This window comes from Methylobacterium sp. E-046, from assembly GCF_022829625.1.
Classification (GTDB): domain Bacteria; phylum Pseudomonadota; class Alphaproteobacteria; order Rhizobiales; family Beijerinckiaceae; genus Methylobacterium; species Methylobacterium longum.
On the sequence record NZ_JAKSYP010000233.1, the window covers coordinates 1 to 573 of the forward strand.

The 573-nt window shown below is 71.9% G+C and carries 1 pseudogene; it reads right to left on the reverse strand.

Annotation, left to right across the window (positions count from 1 at the left end):
• Positions 1–498 (reverse strand): annotated as a pseudogene (locus MKK82_RS24575) (hypothetical protein); the annotation flags it as partial.
• Between the last annotated feature and the right edge of the window lie 75 nt (positions 499–573).

Sequence of the window (573 nt, forward strand, 5' to 3'; positions counted from 1 at the left end):
GCCGGTCATCGGGTGCTCGGTCATCAGCATGCCGCGGGCTTGGTTCAGCGCGGCACGCTGCGGTCCCTCGGCGGTGCGCAGCCGGTCCGCGAGGTTCGTCAGCACGTCCGTCGTGTCGATCGGGCCTGCGCCACGCACGGCATCACCGATCGACTGGTTCGGGACCTGACGCATTGCCGCGAAGGTATTGGTGGCGGCCTGCGGGCTGATGGCGGGGCCGAAGGCGCCGTTGATGTCCGTGGCGAGGCGGTCCGTCATGCCTTCGGCACGCGACACGATCGGCGCCGTCACGGCCTGCCGGGTCTCCGGCCGGACTGCGAGGCCCTGCGCCTGCCCTTGGAATGATGGCGAGGCATCGACCAGCATCGCATCGGATCCAAGCCCGCCCATGCGGCACCGGATCTGCGGCACGCCTCCTGCCTTGGCCGCGTCCTCTGCCAGGATCCGCGTCGCGGCCGGAGTGAACCCGCCCGACGGTCCAAGCGCGTCGCCCAGCATGCCGTATACCTTCCGGATCCCCGCCCCGCACGCCGCACCTGCCGCGGGGGCTGGCCCCCCCAACGCCCCACCAAC